General features: G+C 50.9%; 15 protein-coding genes, 1 tRNA gene and 3 pseudogenes. 8 read left to right on the top strand and 11 right to left on the bottom strand.

The features are described from left to right. Nucleotides 1-22: 22 nt before the first annotated feature. Nucleotides 23-160: pseudogene (locus SBL51_RS00085) on the top strand (helix-turn-helix domain-containing protein); the annotation flags it as partial. Between the two features lie 513 nt (nucleotides 161-673). On the opposite strand, the gene SBL51_RS00080 reads toward SBL51_RS00085, so the two are convergent. From SBL51_RS00080 to SBL51_RS00055, 6 genes and pseudogenes are all read right to left on the bottom strand, one after another. After that, entirely contained in the window at nucleotides 674-970 is a 297-nt protein-coding gene (locus SBL51_RS00080) for a hypothetical protein (RefSeq protein ID WP_317929926.1), read from the bottom strand. Between the two features lie 182 nt (nucleotides 971-1152). Continuing rightward, complete coding sequence (locus SBL51_RS00075) at nucleotides 1153-1917, bottom strand: enoyl-CoA hydratase-related protein (protein WP_317928426.1); 765 nt, start codon at nucleotides 1915-1917, stop codon at nucleotides 1153-1155. Nucleotides 1918-1927: 10 nt separating this feature from the next. Beyond that, nucleotides 1928-3115: an acetyl-CoA C-acyltransferase gene (locus SBL51_RS00070; RefSeq protein WP_317928425.1), complete on the bottom strand. Its 1188-nt coding sequence runs from the start codon at nucleotides 3113-3115 to the stop codon at nucleotides 1928-1930. A gap of 21 nt (nucleotides 3116-3136) precedes the next feature. Continuing rightward, nucleotides 3137-5218 (bottom strand): 3-hydroxyacyl-CoA dehydrogenase NAD-binding domain-containing protein, encoded by a 2082-nt coding sequence (locus tag SBL51_RS00065; RefSeq protein ID WP_317928424.1) that lies wholly within the window; start codon nucleotides 5216-5218, stop codon nucleotides 3137-3139. Nucleotides 5219-6014: 796 nt separating this feature from the next. Then, nucleotides 6015-6776 carry an SDR family oxidoreductase gene (locus SBL51_RS00060; protein ID WP_317928423.1) on the bottom strand — a complete coding sequence of 254 codons (762 nt, stop codon included), beginning with the start codon at nucleotides 6774-6776 and terminating at the stop codon, nucleotides 6015-6017. A gap of 169 nt (nucleotides 6777-6945) precedes the next feature. Continuing rightward, nucleotides 6946-7681 (bottom strand): annotated as a pseudogene (locus SBL51_RS00055) (IS481 family transposase); the annotation flags it as partial. On the opposite strand from SBL51_RS00055, the gene SBL51_RS00050 reads away from it, so the two are divergent. The 7 genes and pseudogenes from SBL51_RS00050 (at nucleotide 7645) to SBL51_RS23215 (ending at nucleotide 10122) form a co-directional block, all read left to right on the top strand. After that, nucleotides 7645-7896: a hypothetical protein gene (locus tag SBL51_RS00050; RefSeq protein ID WP_317929941.1), complete on the top strand. Its 252-nt coding sequence runs from the start codon at nucleotides 7645-7647 to the stop codon at nucleotides 7894-7896. The pseudogene SBL51_RS00055 and the gene SBL51_RS00050 overlap by 37 nt on opposite strands. Before the next feature lie 19 nt (nucleotides 7897-7915). Further along, nucleotides 7916-8212 carry an IS66 family insertion sequence element accessory protein TnpA gene (gene tnpA / locus SBL51_RS00045; protein WP_317928422.1) on the top strand — a complete coding sequence of 99 codons (297 nt, stop codon included), beginning with the start codon at nucleotides 7916-7918 and terminating at the stop codon, nucleotides 8210-8212. Continuing rightward, nucleotides 8209-8565 carry an IS66 family insertion sequence element accessory protein TnpB gene (gene tnpB / locus SBL51_RS00040; RefSeq protein WP_317928421.1) on the top strand — a complete coding sequence of 119 codons (357 nt, stop codon included), beginning with the start codon at nucleotides 8209-8211 and terminating at the stop codon, nucleotides 8563-8565. Before tnpA ends, tnpB begins: the two co-directional genes overlap by 4 nt. 20 nt (nucleotides 8566-8585) lie before the next feature. Then, nucleotides 8586-9287, top strand: a complete 702-nt coding sequence (locus SBL51_RS00035; RefSeq protein WP_317928420.1) for an IS66 family transposase zinc-finger binding domain-containing protein — start codon at nucleotides 8586-8588, stop codon at nucleotides 9285-9287. Next, nucleotides 9272-9863: pseudogene (locus SBL51_RS00030) on the top strand (IS66 family transposase). The gene SBL51_RS00035 and the pseudogene SBL51_RS00030 overlap by 16 nt, the downstream one beginning before the upstream one ends. 17 nt (nucleotides 9864-9880) lie before the next feature. Next, entirely contained in the window at nucleotides 9881-9994 is a 114-nt protein-coding gene (locus tag SBL51_RS23220) for an IS66 family transposase (RefSeq protein ID WP_411860455.1), read from the top strand. Next, nucleotides 9994-10122 (top strand): transposase domain-containing protein, encoded by a 129-nt coding sequence (locus tag SBL51_RS23215; RefSeq protein WP_411860454.1) that lies wholly within the window; start codon nucleotides 9994-9996, stop codon nucleotides 10120-10122. Before SBL51_RS23220 ends, SBL51_RS23215 begins: the two co-directional genes overlap by 1 nt. Nucleotides 10123-11243: 1121 nt before the next feature. On the opposite strand, the gene SBL51_RS00025 is transcribed toward SBL51_RS23215, so the two are convergent. From SBL51_RS00025 to pheS, 5 genes are all read right to left on the bottom strand, one after another. Continuing rightward, nucleotides 11244-11320 (bottom strand) — tRNA-Pro (locus tag SBL51_RS00025). A gap of 114 nt (nucleotides 11321-11434) precedes the next feature. Continuing rightward, nucleotides 11435-11791, bottom strand: coding sequence for a MerR family transcriptional regulator (locus tag SBL51_RS00020; RefSeq protein ID WP_317928419.1), 357 nt, complete (start codon nucleotides 11789-11791; stop codon nucleotides 11435-11437). Then, entirely contained in the window at nucleotides 11769-12077 is a 309-nt protein-coding gene (gene ihfA / locus SBL51_RS00015; protein WP_317928418.1) for an integration host factor subunit alpha, read from the bottom strand. Before ihfA ends, SBL51_RS00020 begins: the two co-directional genes overlap by 23 nt. Before the next feature lie 38 nt (nucleotides 12078-12115). Next, nucleotides 12116-14512, bottom strand: coding sequence for a phenylalanine--tRNA ligase subunit beta (pheT, locus tag SBL51_RS00010; protein WP_317928417.1), 2397 nt, complete (start codon nucleotides 14510-14512; stop codon nucleotides 12116-12118). Between the two features lie 82 nt (nucleotides 14513-14594). After that, nucleotides 14595-15587: a phenylalanine--tRNA ligase subunit alpha gene (gene pheS / locus SBL51_RS00005; protein WP_317928416.1), complete on the bottom strand. Its 993-nt coding sequence runs from the start codon at nucleotides 15585-15587 to the stop codon at nucleotides 14595-14597. Between the last annotated feature and the right edge of the window lie 141 nt (nucleotides 15588-15728).

Raw genomic sequence — 15728 nt, 5'->3', positions numbered from 1 at the left:
TCGTAACCAAGAGGCAACCCTCATTCTCCATACTACCGACAAGATCGTTAAACACAATGTCGGCGTGCTCAATTTAGCTGATATGTTCGGCAATATATTCAAAGCCTGCAAGATGATGGGCGTGCCTCGAAATACGTTCTATCGCTACAAAGAAGAAGTAAATGATGATGTTTCATAAAGCCGTAAGCCTCGCGGTTTTCGGCCATTTTTGTGTCTACATTTTTGTGTCTATAGTATTCACGATTGAATTATGTTCCGCGAATCTAATTGAAAGATCAGTTACTTACGCAGGGTATATATTTTTGTCCCGCATAAAGTACTGCATTAAATTTTCCGATTCGTTGGGAGCCGATTCATCAACAGATGGTTTCGATGCTAGAAAACCAGGCACCCAATAGTATGGCTCCTTTCAAATTAGTTGCAGTCACCTATTAACAGACCGCTGGAGATGGGACAGGTAATTCCGGTGCGAATCGACTGCACATTGCTGGTTCGTATGCTAATAAAAAGGATGACCATCAAGCTACGGTGACAGGTGTACCCGTAGCTTGATGGCCACCAAAACGACACGCTGGAGAGTGTGGGGTAAGAAATGTATCCGGGTGTCAGCGGCAGTTTTTCATACAGGTCAAGGCTCTTGGGGTTCCAAGAACTACAACCGTGACACCATAGGTCATTGGCTATGGTCGCAACTAGATCCGCTCAATAACGATGGCTGCGTCATTGCACCGGCCGCACACATCGTTACCAGGCCAGAAGTCTCATCCAGCCGCTCCAGCTCATCCAGCAGGGTGCCAACCATGCAGCCGGTTTCGCCAATGCGGTGGCCCAGGGCAATAGAACCGCGATTGACGTTGAGCTTGTCATGGGGAACATTGAGATTCCGCAAAAACTTCTGTCGGACTACGGCAAAGGCTTCGTAAACCTCAAACAGGTCGATATCACTAATGGGCATACCGGCTTTGCCCAGGACATTTTTTGGCTGCAGCCACCGGCGCGTTCAGAATATATTCTGGCTAATGCCCCATTTTGGCGATGGTCCAGGCTTTAGCACGCGGTTTAAGGCCATTTGCTTTAGCATATTCGGAGGAGGCGAGAATCAAAGCGCTAACTCCTGCACGATACGGCCTTCTATTTCCATAGTATTTGGTTCTACTTACCCTTCCATATCGGCGTTCGTTTTTCGACAAAGGCCATAGCGCCTTCTTTAGCGTCTTCGGAATTTTCGATTTCCGGCCAAAATTTATCGTTCATCATCCAACAGTCATTTTCATCACCGTCGCACGAATATTTTGCAATAGCGCGAGAAACCTTTACAGAAATCGGGGCATTACCAGCAATTTTCGCAGCCATATCCAGAGCTGTAGTCATTAGCTGTTCTTTAGGGACAACGCTATTAACCAAGCCATGGGCAAGTGCAATATCACTCCCTATCGGCTCACCCGTCAATAGCATTTGGTTTGCAATGACGGCGGGCAATCGTTTTGTCAGTCTAAACGCGCCTCCTGCACCTGCAATAATTCCCCGCCTAACTTCAGGAAGCCCAAAAATAGTTCCCTCCGCGGCAATTACCAGGTCGCAGGCTAACATGAGTTCCAAACCACCAGCCAACGCGGCACCATGTACAGCAGCGATGACCGGTTTTACTCGTTTCGCCGCAACAAACCCGGCAAACCGCCCTTCGCCCCTCAAGATATCTTGAGCCTCCCCAGAGGCGAAAGCCGCCAGGTCCATACCGGCGCAAAACAGTGGTCCATTTCCTGACAAAATGGCAACTCGCAATTTCGGATCCGACTCAAAGCGATTCAATGCTGATCGCAGCTCTCGGGTCATTTTCCCGTCAACGGCATTGCGACGCTCTGCCTTATCAAGGGTAATCAGTGCAATATGATCTTTTGTCTCAAATTGAATTGCCATACTTCAGCGCCTAATATGCGACCTCAAATAGTCCCGCGGCACCCATACCACCGCCGATACACATGGTTACCACAACGTACTTAACACCTCTTCGTCTGCCCTCTATAAGAGCATGACCAACTAATCTGGAGCCGGTCATACCATAAGGGTGGCCGATTGAGATACCGCCGCCATTAACATTATATTTTTCAGGATCAATATTTAAATAATCACGACAATACAACGCTTGCACAGCGAACGCCTCATTGAGCTCCCACAAACCAATATCATCAACATTCAGGTTATGCTGTTTCAGCAGTTTAGGGATGGCGTATACAGGGCCTATACCCATCTCTTCCGGTGCGCATCCAGCTACCGCCATTCCACGGTACATCCCCAGCGGGGTTATCCCTCTTTGGGAGGCCAATTTGCCATCCATCAAAATGCATGCAGATGCGCCATCCGACAGCTGACTGGCGTTGCCAGCCGTAACCACACCGCCGTCAATTACCGGGTTAAGCGAACGCAGTAACTCTATGGTAGATCCCGGTCTATTCCCTTCGTCTTTGTCCAGGGTAATCTGTTGTTCACTAACCTCACCGGTCTGCTTATCCTTAACCAACATCGTGGTAGAAAAAGGTACAATTTCGTCATCTAAAAGGCCTGTATCTTGCGCATTGGCAGTACGCTGCTGCGACTGCAATGCATATTGGTCTTGAGCCTCTCGGCTAATCCCATATTTTTTTGCGACAAATTCAGCGGTTTGCAGCATCGGCATGTAAGCAGTGGCCACATTGGCAATAACATTGGGATCCTGTTCCTCAGCCACCCAATTCATATAATGCTCTTGAACAGCCGAGATATTTTCTTGTCCTCCAGCCGCAACCACATCCATGCCATCGACAATTATTTGCTTTGCAGCAGTGGCAATTGCCATTAACCCTGACGAACATTGACGATCCATAGTCTGGGCGGACACTGACAGCGGGACGCCTGCCGCAAACAATGAATTGCGTGCCACGTTCATTCCGGCTGTGCCTCCTGAGAGAACAGTACCGAGAACAAAGTCTTCGATCTCTGCAGCTTCAATACCAGCGCGCTGAATGGCATGATTAAGAACATGACCGGTCATTGATGGTGATTTGGTCGCATTTAAACCACCTCGGTAAGCTTTTCCGATAGCGGTTCTGGCAGTACTTACAATTACAGCATCTCTCATTTGCTTTCTCCTCTCGTGCTACTACTCAACGCACCAATCAGTTAATTTTCCACCATTTACCGCCAACTCTCTCAGCAGGGGAGATACCGTCCAATAACCATGGTCGTTACCATAGAAATCAGCGTAATAATCGAGTCGCTCGACAATATTGCTCAAACCGATCTCGTCAGCCATAAATAAAGGGCCTCCCCGCCATGCGGGGAAGCCGTAACCAGAAGTCCAGATCACATCAATATCACTCGCCCGATAGGTAATTCGCTCGGCCATAATAGCAGCAGCCTCGTTGATCATTGGGTACAGCAAGCGCTCAAAAACTTCCTGATCACTTACCTCCCGCTGAGCAACACCATACTTCGCCGCCAAATCACTTGCCAATTGCGCTGTCTTTTCAGACGCAACAGGCTGACGATTTTCATAACGATAATAGCCTTGTCCGGTTTTTTGCCCATGATCACCCATCTCATTCAGTGTTCTACACAACACCCTATACGCTGGATCAGCAGGACCAGTACCACTCTTTAACCATTCGATGACAGTGAGCGCGCCTACATCGACGCCGGCCATATCCAACATCCGATTTGGTCCCATAGCCATACCTAAATACTGCGGAGATTGAATGACATAATCTATACGCTCCGCAGTGACACCCTCGAGCTGCATCATCTCATTTTCTCTCATATAGACTTCGGCCATTCGGTTGCCGATAAACCCATAGCAAACGCCACATACAACAGGCACCTTGCCAATCTTGCTTGCGAGACTCATGACTGTCTGGAGCGTGTCTGATTGGGTTTGAGCTCCTCGCACCACTTCCAATAGACGCATAATGTGCGCGGGGCTAAAGAAATGCGTACCTATAAAATCGCCGGCTCGCCCTGTGGCGGCAGCGATCTTATCGACGTCCAAGGTTGATGTATTGGTTGCTATTATCGCTCCTGGTTTGCATATTTTCCCCAGCTGCGTGGCAATATCCAGTTTGAGGTCCATATTTTCAAACACTGCCTCGATGATCAACTCGCAATCGTTAACCGAGTTAATATCTCGTGAAAACTCAGTGCGGGATCGAATATCTGCAGCCGACTCTTCCGTCATTCGTCCACGTCGTATCGCGGACTGGTGATTACCCTCGATGATATCTTTTCCGCGCTGAATACCCGCTTCGCTTGCATCGACAATAGTCACAGGAAAACCTGCGTTTAGAAATGCCGTAGCAATACCGGCACCCATGGTACCGGCACCGATCACACCAATTTTCTTCACTTTTATCGCGGCGCTATCGGCAGACAAACTAGGAATCTTGCGGGCCTCTCGCTCTGCGATAAAACCATAGCGGAGCGCCTTGGAAGGGCTCGACTTCAGTAGCTCGAGAAACCACTTTTTCTCAATGTCGATAGCGTCCTGAAACTCTTCATGAACCGCTGCTGTTAGTGTTTCACTTATTGCAGCTATAGCAGGCAGCCAGCTTTGAGATTTGGCACTGATCTCTAGCGGAGCCAAAATACTTCTCGCCTCGCCGAGATCAGCAATACTCAATTTATCAGTGTGGCGATACGGCCCTTTGTTAACGACTAAATCTCGAACCTGCTGTTTAGCAACTTCGGTCTCATCAGCACCAACGGTCGCATCAATAAGACCACTTGCCAACGCTGCTTCGCAGTCAATGGGTTTTCCGGATATGATCATATCGGTGGCCTTACGCAGCCCAACTAAACGCGGAAGATTTTGCGTGCCAAATGAACCTGGAATCAAACCTAATGAAATTTCTGGCATACCAAATTTGGTACCGCGTCTGGCGACACGGCCTTGGCAGGCCATGGCCAACTCCAGGCCGCCACCAAGAACTGTACCAAATAATGCTGCGACAATCGGACGCTCGCTGTGCAGAATTGACATCAAAAGGCTATTAAAAGGGTCTGTCGAAAAATCCGGTTCATTAAAGGCGGCTAAATCACCGCCAGCAATGAATGTTCGTCCCTGGCACTCAAAAACAGCACCGATAGCATCGGCATCAGCATTAAACTCATCTAAGGAAAGTTTCAGGTCGGCAATAAGATTAGAGTTGATAGCATTAACTGGTGGATTATTAATGGTGATGACAGCCACGTCATCAACTCGGGAATAGCTTACTATTCGCATACCTGAGACCTTAACGTAAATTAACCTAAATTATTAGATACTGTACGATTCGAGCGTAGCGGCCAAAATAACTCTTTGGCCGCCAGTTGGTATACGGAAATACCAATACGCTTTCCCCTGAAATCTTCGGACTTTTCAATACCCTTACGAATATAAATACAGCTATGACGGAAAGCGTGCGATAAAACCATTTCCATCTCGAGTAATTCGTAAAACCGAAAATCCAGCTCTCGTTCATTCAATATGGCGTGCACAGCAGAACTCCTAACGCGCATTATAATAACGAGCGCTCGTTCGATTTATAATGGATTTTATTGTATTTTCAAATAATGTCAATTATGAAAGCGATATTAGCCAAGGACATAAACATGAAAAAACAGTGAAAAGAAATTTCCTCGTATGGTCGACAATCTTTCCTACAAGGCTTTTTTGAAGTTATCTCCAGCTTCCGATAACTGGATTTACTAGACAATCTATTCCCTGCACAGCGATCAGATTTCATTGGGAAATTAACAGCATGTCACCAAAATGAGGGGTTTACTTCGTTAGCTGAAAGTTCATCCATCACCTTCGTCCTCAATAACGCTCGATTCGTACAAAATGGTCGATTCGATTTACATATGACAAGGGAATGCTTTCGTAGCTCACAACATGGGCTAACATGCAGGGTGGATGGTTGTCAGTTACTTTACAGGAATCCTTTCCGACAAAATAAAAAGGCCCGTCAAAAGACGGCCTTTTCGACAGGCTCTCGCGGTTGGAATCAAGTAGAGAAACCACCGTCTACCATATAGACACTGCCGGTGCAGTAACAGCTTTCGTCTGAGGCCAGAAACAGCATCATATTGGCCACTTCTTCCGGCAATCCGTAACGCCCCATAGGGATCATTTCATGAACAATTTCTTTAAACTTCTGTCCGTCACCGGGGACAAATCCCTCTTCAATTGAGCGCATCATGCGGGTTTCGATACAACCGGGATTGACCGTATTGATACGGATATTGTCAGCGGCGTATTCCAATGCCGCACAACGCATCATGCCGATAACCGCATGTTTACTGGTATTGTAGGGCGAATGACCCGCTGTACCGTTAACACCGGCAATTGAAGAGGTGATCATAATGCTACCGCCCCCGTTGCCCTGCATGACCGGCACAACATGGCGTAGTCCAAGCCAGACGCCAACTACATTGATTTCAATAACAGTCCGGAAATTTTCCACTTCGGTATCAACAATATTGCCCACTTTACCTTCGATGCCGGCATTGGCGACAAATACATCAATGGTTCCAAATTTAGAAACAGTCTGACCGACCATGTTTTTTACGTGCACTTCTTTAGTGACATCACAAACGACAGAGCTTACGCTGTTGGAATCAATTTCAGCACAAACTTTTTCCAGCTGTTCGCCATCGATATCGGCCAGCATGACTTTGGCGCCCTGGGCTAGGAACAACTTTGCCGTCGCCAAGCCAATACCACCGCAGCCACCTGTAATCAGTGCAACTTTATTGTGTAATCGCACTATTTTCTCCTTATTAGGTATATGACTAGAAAGATTATAAGGTCTCTGTAAAAGGAACAGAACTACTCTCTCGGGTAAATTTGGGGTAGGAATGTAGTTCCCCAGATGCAGTAATTCAGGCCTGATTTGACAGTTGCCGATTTTTCAGAATGTGTCTGTCAGGACAAATTCAGTTCAAGAACTTTTCCTTCCAGGTCTGTTTGCTATCACGCAAGGTGGCCATCTGCGTTCTGCCACAGCACTTCTTGACCTGAGACGTACGCTAATTTTTGTAGTAATCCAGACAGATGTCCGGATAGGCTTGTGGCTCTTCCAGAGTGCTAAAGATTTTTGGTGTCAATGCAAACAGATAGAATTACTGAAAGAAAGTTCTATGGAAGCGTTCACGGATCCCGTTTGTCTGTCGGTGACGAACTTTAGTTCGAGTATGCTCAATATCGTTAATAGATAGACACCGTTGGTAATCATCGCTTTCTGCCTTGCCACAGAACCCTGCTCCCCGATCTGTTGGGATAAGAAAGCTCCTCCGTGACGCAGAACGGCAGTACACGGTCATTGATTAGATCGGCTGCTGTGAAGGGTATTCTGGTTGTGTAGAGCTTACAGTGAGCGACCCTGGCATAGGTATCGAGATAGGGTTGCTGATACACCCGGCTCACTCCTTTGAAGGTGCCGACGTAGAAGGTGTCTTGTGAGCCCAGATAACCGGGATGTGCGGTATTAATCTAGCCGCAGGCCTCGTCATCCAGCTTCTTGCGCTCCAGCGCCTGCAGCTGGGATTCGGCCAGGATCACGTCTTCTTCGGCGACCTTATCTTCCAAAGCCCTCAGCCGTAATTTGAATTTGGCCAGATCATGTCGAAGCCCGATTGAGCCCACGCCGCTCCGAGAACATCGACGGCCACGGCATTGACTCCGATAGCTACGGCTTCGACGCAAAAGACGATGTCACCAGAATTGAAGCCTGGGCTTCTACTTGGGCTATTCGCCAATTTCAGAAAATTGGCGGCGCCAGCGTTACTGTGTGGCGTGAACTACGGCGACTAGATGCCCAAACAATCGTAAGCGCCGAAGCAACCACACCCTGTGGTAACAACGTCCTTCAATTAACCTCCGAGTAAATCAAACTCGGAGGGCATCATGGCCAGACAGTCACGCCAGCAATGGCAATCACTCATCGCGGAATTCGAAGTCAGCGGACAAACACAAACCGAATTTTGCAAACAGCGCAATCTCAACCCAAAATACTTCAGCCTCAAACGCAGTAAACTGATTGTAAAGGATGTCACCGACGTTCCGGCATTCACTGAGGTCAAATTGGAGCAACCCAGAGTTAGCTACTTTGCTATCGAATTGGAGTTTGGAAAGGTTACCATAAAAATATCGAACTCCACTCCGGTAGCGTATCTCGCTGATGTGATACGAGCCTTGGTATGATCGAATGGCGCAATGATATTCCAATCTATCTTCATAAGGCACCCGTTGACTTCCGAAAGTCGATCAATGGCTTATCTGTCATAGTAGCCGATTCGATAGCGCTGCCGATAACAAGAGCCAACTTGTTCGTCTTCTGTAATAAATCTCGGCGACAGTTCAAAGTGCTTTACTGGGATCAGACAGGCTTCGCGCTTTGGCAAAAACGGCTGGAGCGAGACAAATTTAAATGGCCTCGTCTGGGAGGCAATGAAATTATCACACTCAACCATGAGCAGTGGTATTGGTTACTCAGAGGCTTTGATATTAGCAAAATTAATCCCTATTTACCGATTTACTATCGAGACATTGTCTAAGCTCGAGTAAAATAGCGGCCATGAATGATTCGGCTGCTTTACAAAAAGAGATCGAAACTCTACGCGAACAGTTATCTGAAAAAGATAACGAGATCTCTCGGCGCGACTCACAGTTGGCCGCATTAAAAGAAGAAATTCAACGGCTCTTATTACAGCGCTTTGGCCGCTCCTCAGAAAAGGTATCAGCCGACCAATTAGGCCTTTTTAATGAAGCCGAAGAGTTGGCCATTGAAGAGGTGCTCGAGCAAACCGAAGCCACCACAGTAAAAAGCCACGAACAACAATCTCGCCCGCGCATCAGTATTCCCACTGAATTACCCCGTGAAGAGATCATTCACGACCTACCTGAGTCTGAAAAACTCTGTCCCAAAGACGGTACCGCTCTGGAAGTTATCGGCAGTGAAGATCACGAACAGCTCGATATTATTCCAGCACAAATCAAAGTACTTGTGCATCGCCGTTTAAAATACGCTTGTCCTTGCTGTGAGCAACATATTGTAACAGCGGCTAAGCCCAAGCAGCCCATCGAGAAAAGCATCGCCAACCCGGGGTTACTTGCCTATATCGCCGTGCAAAAATACGCCGATGCCTTACCGCTGTATCGCCAAAGCGAAATGTTTAAGCGCATTGGCATTGCGTTAGATCGAACCAATCTCGCCAACTGTACAGGTTTGTTGCTCCTGCAAAACCTGCATTTCCGCCATCCATGGCGGTCATGGTAAAGTGCGGTGAGTTAGTGCAACCACAGATCAACCTACTCACGGAACACTTCCAGCAACAGCCGCTGATTCACATGGATGAGACCACACTGCAAGTGCTGGATGAGCCCGGTAAACCGGCAGAAAGCAAAAGCTACTTATGGCTAATGGCCATCTTCGGCGTGCAGTCAGCGATGGTTTACCACTACCGAGACAACCGGTCTGACCAATCAAACCCGTGCCATCATGGCCGATGGTTACGAGGGTTATCAAAAAGTCTGCGATACCTACCACATCCAACGCTTAGGTTGCTGGGCGCATGCCCGCCGTAAGTTCGTTGAGGCACAAAAACTGCAGAAAAAGACCGGTAAAGCCGATCAAGCATTGGCATTTATCCAAAATCTCTACGCGATAGAAAAACGCATAAAAGACCTGCCGCCCGACGAACGCTATCGAACCCGCCAGCAAGAGGCGGCTCCAATTATTGAGAAATTCAAGGCTTGGAAAGAGAAAAGCCTCAACACCGTATTGCCGACCACAGCCCTGGGTAAAGCGTTAACCTATTTAAATAACCAATGGAACGCTTGGTCGGCTATCTAGATGACGGCAATTAGCCGATAGACAACAACCCGGCTGAAAGGGCGATACGCCCGTTCACCATTGGCCGGAAAAACTGGTTTTTAGTAAAAGCCAGGCATGCGCTAAGGCCAGTGCCAATCTATACAGCCTAATCGAAACGGCAAAAGCTAATGACCTAAATGTGTATGAGTACCTGAGATACATTTTTAAAGAGCTGCCCAGCGCGCAAAGCGTTGAGGATATTGAAGCTTTACGTCCATGGAACGTGTCACGTGGCTAGGGTGTAGTTGGTTGGGCGCTTACCTGGCGGTTAAGAGAAAAGGCCCCATCCTTACGGAGCTCTAAACCTGGGATGGGGTACTGTGGCCGGATTGATGGCCTACATCCCTGTAGGCCATCCTTCGGGCTGCCTTCGGCAGTGGCAATTCGTTCCAGACGAATTGCTGAACCGGGTCTAAGCCTCAAATTCGGCCTCTTTGGCCGTATAAAAGAAAAGGGCCCATCCTTACGGAGTTCTATACCTGGGATGGGGTACTGTGGCCGGATTGATGGCCTACATCCCTGTAGGCCACCCTTCGGGCTGCCTCCGGCAGTGGCAATTCGTTCCAGGCGAATTGCTGAACCGGGTCTAAGCCTCAAATTCGGCCTCTTTGGCCGTATAAAAGAAAAGGGCCCATCCTTACGGAGTTCTATACCTGGGATGGGGTACTGTGGCCGGATTGATGGCCTACATCCCTGTAGGCCACCCTTCGGGCTGCCTTCGGCAGTGGCAATTCGTTCCAGACGAATTGCTGAACCGGGTCTAAGCCTCAAATTCGGCCTCTTTGGCCGTATAAAAGAAAAGGGCCCATCCTTGCGGAGCTCTAAACCTGTTATGGAGCATTGTGGCCGGATTGATGGCCTACATCCCTGTAGGCCACCCTTCGGGCTGCCTTTGGCAGTGGCAATTCGTTCCAGACGAATTGCTGAACCGGGTCTAAGCCTCAAATTCGGCCTCTTTGGCCATATAAAAGAAAAGGGCCCATCCTTGCGGAGCTCTAAACCTGTTATGGGGCATTGTGGCCGGATTGATGGCCTACATCCCTGTAGGCCACCCTTCGGGCTGCCTTCGGCAGTGGCAATTCGTTCCAGACGAATTGCTGAACCGGGTCTAAGCCTCAAATTCGGCCTCTTTGGCCATATAAAAGAAAAGGGCCCATCCTTACGGAGTTCTATATCTGGGATGGGGCACTGTGGCCGGATTGATGGCCTACATCCCTGTAGGCCACCCTTCGGGCTGCCTTCGGCAGTGGCAATTCGTTCCAGACGAATTGCTGAACCGGGTCTAAGCCTCAAATTCGGCCTCTTTGGCCGTATAAAAGAAAAGGGCCCATCCTTACGGATGAGCCCTTTTCTTTTAATTGGTCGGAGTGGCCGGATTTGAACCGACGACCACCACACCCCCAGTGTGGTGCGCTACCAGGCTGCGCTACACTCCGTGCTGTTTACCGGCCATTTCTGCTTTGCCGGTGATCTGCTTAACTGCTTGTTTTGCAAGGGGTTTAGCAGAGCGCGGAATCATACTATTTTGAGCCGGTTTTGCAACCGGAATCTCAATTTTTTAGTACCGCGAGGACCTCTTCCAGCTCAACGATCATCTGTTGAACGATTTGCTTAAATTGTGACGAGTCGTCAGCGGCCTGCTCGCCGGTCATGCGCTGGCGGGCACCATTGATGGTAAAGCCCTGATCGTAGAGCAGAGCACGGATTTGACGAATGGTGATGACATCCTGCCGTTGATAGTAACGGCGGTTACCGCGACGTTTTACCGGCTTTAACTGAGGAAATTCCTGCTCCCAGTAGCGCAAAACGTGAGGTTTAACAGCACACAACTCGCTGACTTCACCGATTGTGAAATAGCGTTTTGCCGGGATAACCGGCAATTCGTCATTGTGGCTTGGTTCCAGCATAGGCTTCTACCCTTGCCTTTAGTTTCTGGCCCGGCTTAAAAGTGACAACCCGTCTGGCGGAGATTGGGATCTCCTCTCCGGTTTTGGGGTTGCGACCGGGCCTTTGGCTTTTATCTCTTAGGTCAAAGTTGCCGAAGCCGGACAACTTGACCTGCTCATTGCACTCCAGTGCGGTGCGTATCTCTTCGAAGAAGACTTCCACCAGCTCTTTCGCTTCACGCTTATTGAAGCCAAGATCTTCGTACAGTAGTTCTGCCAAATCCGCTTTTGTTAACGCTCCAGACATAACAGTGTAGCCCTGTTGCTTGGCGGCCGCTGGATTTATTACCTTTGTGCCGCGTTTAGCTTCTCCTCCAGATATTTGACAACCGCGTCGACGGAGGCGCCGATCTGTTCGTCTGTAAGAGTGCTCGAAGGATGCTGGAAGGTCAAGCCCAAAGCAACACTTTTTCTTTGTGTATCAATGCCTTTGCCCTCATATACGTCAAAAATCTTTAACTCTGTGAGGTACTTCCCGGCCGCCTCGCGAGTACATTGCTGCAGCTGCGCGGCGGTCACATCCCGATCAACGATAACGGCGATATCACGGCGCACTTCAGGAAATTTAGACAGAGGGGCAAAAACAGGTGTTGAAGTCTCGATCAGAGCGGCCTGCACCACCTCAAACAGGTAGACCGGCTTCTCCAGCCCCAACTGCCGCTGTAACTGTGGGTGCAGGGCGCCAATCACACCCACCACCGAGCCATTGCGACGCAGCTCGGCCGTCTGGCCTGGGTGCAGTGCCGGGTGGCTGCCCGGCGCGAATTCAAACTGCGAGAGGCCAGCCAGAGCCAATAACGCCTCCAGGTCCCCTTTTAGATCGTAGAAATCGACCGCTTCAGATTTACCAAACCAGGACTCGTCCGCGCGCGGGCCATAGACCACCGCCGCCAGCACGGGAGTCTGTACCAGTTTCTCCAGGCTGCCGTCGGGCGAGACGAATTTAAGCCCGGCTTCGAACAACCGCACCCGCGGTTGCTGGCGATTGGCGTTGTACTGCACGGCTGAGAGCAGGCCCGGCCAAAGCGTGGTGCGCATCACCGACATATCGGCGCTGATGGGGTTCTGCAGGGGAATCGGGCACCCTTCCGGGTTGACCAACGCCTCCAGCTTGGCATCGACGAAACTGTAGCAGACAGCCTCTTGATAGCCGCGATTAGTCAGCCCCTTTTTCAGGCTGGTCAGGCTGAGCTTGTCTTCCGAGTGGCTCTCCATGGCCATGGGCACGGTCATGGTGGTGGTGGGCAGGTTGTTGTAGCCATAGACCCGGGCCAGCTCTTCGAGCAGATCGGCCTCGATGCTGATATCAAAGCGGTAACTGGGCACAGTGAAGGTCCAGCCATCGTCGTCGGTTGCGCTGAGCTCGAGCCCCAAGCGGGTGAGGATATCGATCACCTCGTCATCCGCCAGGCTGAAGCCCAGGCCGGCCAGAATACGGCGGCGGCGCAGCTGCACGGTGGCCGGGGTGGGCACCAAGTCATTCTCGGCCAGTACCACAGGTCCAGCCTCGCCACCGACAATCTCTAGGATGAGCTGGGTAGCGCGCTCAATAGCGTGCGCCTGCAGTTGGTAGTCAACTCCGCGCTCAAAGCGGTGGGAGGAGTCGGTGTGCAGGCCAAAACGGCGCGCCTTGCCGGAGATGGCGATAGGATCAAAGTAGGCCGACTCCAGCAATATGTGCTGGGTGCCTTCGCTCACCGCGCTGGGGTCGCCGCCCATGATACCGGCCAAAGCCAGGGGCGACTCAGCATCGGCGATCACCATTAAATCGGGCTCCAGGGTGATCTCCTGGCCGTTCAGCAGCGCCAGCTTCTCTCCCGCTTCAGCCATACGCACATTGATACCGCCATTGATCTTCTCCAGGTCGAAGGCGTGCATGGGCTGGCCAAGTTCAAGCAGGATGTAGTTGGTGACATCGACGATGGCGTCGATGCTGCGCAAGCCACTGCGACGCAGCTTCTCCTGCAGCCATTTGGGGCTGGGCTTGGTGACATCCACATTGCGAATAATCCGCCCGGCGTAGCGGGAACAGGAAGCGCCGGCGTTGAGCTGCACACTGGGTGCATCGCTGATACTGGCCGCAACCGGGGTAATTTCCGGCCCTTTTACCGGTGCCTTGTTCAGCACACCCACTTCGCGGGCGATACCGGCAATACTCAGGCAGTCGCTGCGGTTGGGGGTAAGATCCACCTCTATGCACTGGTCGTTCAGTGCCAGGTACTCGTTCAGGCTGACCCCCGCCGGAGCATCCACCGGCAGCTCCCACAGGCCGCTGTTATCCTCGCCTAGTTGCAGCTCTGTTTGCGAACAGAGCATGCCGTGGGACTCCACCCCGCGCAGCTTCGCCTTTTTAATCTTGAAGGGCTTGCCATCTTCACCCGGCGGCAGAGCCGCACCCACGGTGGCAAACGGAATTTTAATACCGGGGCGGGCATTGGGCGCGCCACACACCACCTGCTGCAGCCCTTCAGCCAGGCCCGCTACCTGGCAAACCCGCAGTTTGTCGGCATCTGGGTGCTGCTCGGTGCTGATAATTTCACCCACAATCACCCCCGGCAGGTCGGCACCCGCCGGCTCCACGCCGTCCACTTCCAGGCCGGCCATGGTTATTTGGTCCACTAACTGCTGGGTATCGATTGCTGGGTTTACCCACTCACGCAGCCAAGATTCTGAAAATTTCATATCGAGTCCGTTGTTGTCTCTTTCGCTCTACTTTCCGCCACCAACCGGGGCGGCACGGGTCACTTCTCGGTCGCGTTGGGCGTTAGTTAAACTGCCGCAGAAAACGCAGGTCGTTCTCGAAGAAGAGACGCAGGTCATTTACCTGATAACGTAGCATCGCCAGGCGCTCCACACCCAGGCCAAAGGCGAAACCGGAGTAGGCCTCTGGGTCGATGCCACTGGTGGTCAATACGTTGGGGTGCACCACGCCACAGCCGCCTATCTCCAGCCAACCGGTTTTACTGGCTTCCCAGGCGATATCCACTTCGGCGGAGGGCTCGGTGAAGGGGAAGAAGGAGGGGCGGAAGCGTACTTCGAGATCATCCTTCTCAAAGAAGGCGCGCAGGAACTGCACAATAATCCCTTTCAAGTCGGCAAAGCTGATGTTCTCGTCAATCACCAGTCCTTCCACCTGATGGAACATGGGTGTGTGCGTCTGATCGGAGTCGCAACGGTAAACCCGCCCGGGGCAGATGGCATAGATAGGCGGCTTTTGGGTCTCCATGGTTCGTACCTGCACCGGCGAGGTGTGGGTACGCAACACATGGTTTTCATCAATGTAGAAGGTGTCGTGCATGGCCCGCGCCGGGTGATGCGGCGGAATATTGAGGGCATCGAAGTTGTGGTAGTTGTCTTCAATCTCTGGCCCCTGCTCAACGCGGTAACCAATACTGGTGAAGATGCTTTCAATACGCTCCAGGGTGCGGGTCACCGGGTGTAGGCCACCGGTTGCCTGTGAACGGCCTGGCAACGTGATATCGATGGTTTCAGCAGCCAGCTTTTCGGCAATCGCCGCCTGCTCTAATTGGTCTTTGCGGTTGTTGATCTGCTCAGCAACGGCCTCTTTCGCTTCGTTGATTTTAGCTCCGGCCGCAGGGCGCTCCTCGGCGCTCAGCTTGCCCAGCCCCTTCAACAGCGCAGTAATCTGCCCTTTCTTACCCAAGTACTCAACGCGCACGTGATCCAGGCTTGCCAGGTCATTGGCCTTGGCGACCAAATCCAGCGCTTCCTGAGTGAGCGCCGATAGGTTTTCCATGATGTTCTCCTCTTTGTTTACCTACTGAAGGCAATAATCGTCCTGATGATTGCCTTCGTCGCGTCGAAAAACTCGGCGTAATTGCGTCGAATTTCTGGGTTTTTCGACGCTCGCAAAAGCTTTCAGCTTTTGGCAATGCTC

Origin of the sequence: Halioxenophilus sp. WMMB6, assembly GCF_033283405.1 — a bacterium.
Lineage (GTDB): Bacteria > Pseudomonadota > Gammaproteobacteria > Pseudomonadales > Cellvibrionaceae > Halioxenophilus.
The sequence above is the reverse complement of the archived record's forward strand: the minus strand, read 5'-3'. Positions and strand labels throughout refer to the sequence as shown.